Raw genomic sequence first — 2,938 nt, 5'->3', positions numbered from 1 at the left:
CGCACTATAAGTGGATCGCGCTGTCCAACACCACGCTGGGCATGCTGATGGCGACGATCAACCAGTCGATCGTGCTGATAGCGCTGCCCGACATCTTCCGCGGCATCGGGCTGAACCCGCTGAGCCCCGGCAACACGAGCTACCTGCTGTGGATGTTCATGGGCTTCCTGGTGGTGTCCGCGGTGCTGGTGGTGTCGTTCGGCCGGCTGGGCGACATGTTCGGCCGGGTGCGGATGTACACCCTGGGCTTCGCGATCTTCAGCGTGGCCTCGATCTTCCTGACCGTGTCCTGGATGCACGGCGCGGAGGGGGCGATGTGGCTGATCGTCTGGCGGGTGGTGCAGGGCATCGGCGGCGCGTTCTTGTTCGCCAACTCCGCCGCCATCGTCACCGACGCGTTCCCGGCCAACCAGCGCGGCACCGCGCTCAGCGTGAACTCGATCGCGGCCATCGCCGGGTCGTTCATGGGGCTGATCCTCGGCGGTGTCCTCGCCCCGGTGAACTGGCACCTGATCTTCCTGGTCTCCGCCCCGATCGGCGTGTTCGGCACCATCTGGGCGTACTTCATGCTGCATGACATCGGCATCCGCAAGCACGCGGAGATGGACTGGTGGGGCAACCTGCTGTTCGGCGGCGGCCTGGTCGCGATCCTGGTCGGCATCACCTACGGCTTGCTGCCCTACGGCGGTCACCCGATGGGCTGGACCAACCCCTGGGTGCTGAGCGCCCTGTTCGGCGGCCTCGCGCTGCTGGTGGTCTTCGTCTACGTCGAGACCAAGGTCGCCGAGCCGCTGTTCCGCATCTCGCTGTTCAAGATCCGGGCGTTCACCGCGGGGAACATCGCGAGCCTGATGCTGGCCATGGGCCGCGGCGGCATGCAGTTCATGCTGATCATCTGGCTGCAGGGCATCTGGCTGCCGCTGCACGGCTACAGCTTCAGCCAGACCCCGCTGTGGGCGGGCATCTACCTGGTACCTCTCACGGTGGGCTTCCTGCTGGCGGCGCCGCTGTCCGGGGTCCTGTCGGACAAGTTCGGCGCCAAGCCGTTCACCGTTGGCGGCGCGCTGCTGACCGGATTCACCTTCCTGCTGCTGATATTCGTTCCGGTGAACTTCCCCTACTGGGAGTTCGCGGTCGTCATCGCCCTCAACGGCTTCGGCTCCGGCCTGTTCTTCTCGCCGAACTGGGCGGAGATGATGAACTCGGCGCCGCCCAGCCAGCGCGGCGCGGCAGGTGGCATGATCGCCACCTTCCAGAACTCCGCTTTCGTGCTGTCGATCGGCATTTTCTTCACGCTGATGGTGGCCGGCCTGTCCAGCAAGCTGCCGGCCGCCCTGTTTAGCGGGCTGACCGCGCAGGGCGTCCCGGCCCACACGGCCGCGCCGATCTCCCACCTGCCCCCGATCGGCGTGCTGTTCTCCTCCTTCCTCGGCTACAACCCGATGCAGCAACTGCTCGGCCCGCTGCTGTCAACCTTGCCTCCGGCACACGCCGCCTACCTGGCCGGGCGGGAGTTCTTCCCGCACCTGATCACGGCGCCGTTCCACGCTGGCCTCCGCGTGGCCTTCGGGTTCGCCATCGCGGCGAACGTGGTCGCGGCCATCGCCTCGGCGCTGACCGGCCCTCGCCCGTCGCAGCCGGGAGTGCCCGATTCAGTGGGTTACGAACTGGCCGCGGTAGCCGCCGAGGGCAGCTTCGAACCCAGCGAACTCGTTGTGCCCGACGTCCCGGGAGATGGTGCTGAGCGGCCCGACAAGCCGCCCGAGCCCGACTGATACGGCGTGCGGGTGCTGGGACAGCTCGCAGCTGAGCACGTTGGCGGCTGCCAGCACCGTGACGAGCGTCTGCCCTAGCAGGGCAGTATTAGGTCGCCCTGATGAAGTCCGCGATGATCGCGCCAAGTTCTTCTCCTGCATCTTCCTGGAGGAAGTGGCCGGCTCCTTCGAGCAGCGGATGGTGCCTGTCTGCCGCGCCCGGCACGGTGCGCTTGAGTACCGGCGCCATCGGCCCCGTAATGGGGTCGCGATCGCTGAAGGCCACAAGGAAAGGCTTGTCCCACGCGGCGAGTTGCCGCCAGGCTGCGCGGTTGGCCGCGGACGCGGGATCATCCGGCGTGGCCGGGACAAGATCGGGCATCGCCCGGACCGCCGCGGCGTAGGACGGGTCAGGGAACGGCGCGTCGTAGGCGGCCAGGACGGCGGGCGGCAGCGCGGCCTGGCAGCCCGATTGCACGAGCCGGGACACGCTCAGCGCTGGTGCGGTGCGGACCAGCTCGCGGAACCGCAGCCACACCTCTGGCATCGGCTGGTCACCGGTCGGCAGCCCGGTGTTCGCGGCCACCACCCGGGCGAACCTGTCCGGATGCTCGGCCACCAGCCGCAACCCGATCAGGCCGCCCCAGTCCTGCCCGACCAGCGTCACGTCGCGCAGACCGAGCGCTTCGAACGCGAACACGCGGATCCACTCCACGTGCCTGGCATAGCTGTGGTCAGCGATCTGGGCCGGCTTGTCTGACCGCCCGAAGCCGATGAGGTCGGCCGCGATGACGCGCAGCCCAGCTGCGGCCAGCACCGGGATGACCTTCCGGTACAGGAACGACCAGCTCGGCTCCCCGTGCAGCAGCAGCACGGGTTCCCCGCCCGGCGGACCGGCCTCGACGTAGGCCAGCCGCAGCCCGTCAGCGTCGGCGTACCGCGGCTCGTAGCCGAAGTCCGGCAAGCCCGCAAAGCGCTCCTCGGGCGTCCGCAGCACCCTCATCCCGTGCCTCGCACCGTCACTAGCGCAGCCAGCCTCAGCCAGGAGCCCGGCAGCTCAGCATGTTCCATATGGCGGTTCTACCACCCGCTCGCCGACGCCTGCCCACGCCACGGCCACTGCTACCAGAAGCCTCGCCCTGTCTGCGGCAGAAGCACCGTAACGCAGCGTGTGTCCGGCCGGG

At 68.5% G+C, this 2,938-nt stretch carries 2 protein-coding genes; one reads left to right on the top strand and one right to left on the bottom strand.

Annotated features, from left to right (window positions below; genetic code table 11):
* The coding region (locus WA805_RS07765; RefSeq protein ID WP_425241996.1) for an MFS transporter at positions 1 to 1,775 on the top strand (1,775 nt) is incomplete at its 5' end.
* Between the two features lie 88 nt (positions 1,776 to 1,863).
* Here WA805_RS07765 and WA805_RS07760 read toward each other — a convergent pair.
* Entirely contained in the window at positions 1,864 to 2,757 is an 894-nt protein-coding gene (locus tag WA805_RS07760) for a haloalkane dehalogenase (protein ID WP_422287215.1), read from the bottom strand.
* Positions 2,758 to 2,938 lie beyond the last annotated feature (181 nt).

The organism is Trebonia sp. (assembly GCF_049794275.1).
In the GTDB taxonomy this organism is placed as follows: domain Bacteria; phylum Actinomycetota; class Actinomycetes; order Streptosporangiales; family Streptosporangiaceae; genus Trebonia.
The sequence above is the reverse complement of the archived record's forward strand: the minus strand, read 5'-3'. Positions and strand labels throughout refer to the sequence as shown.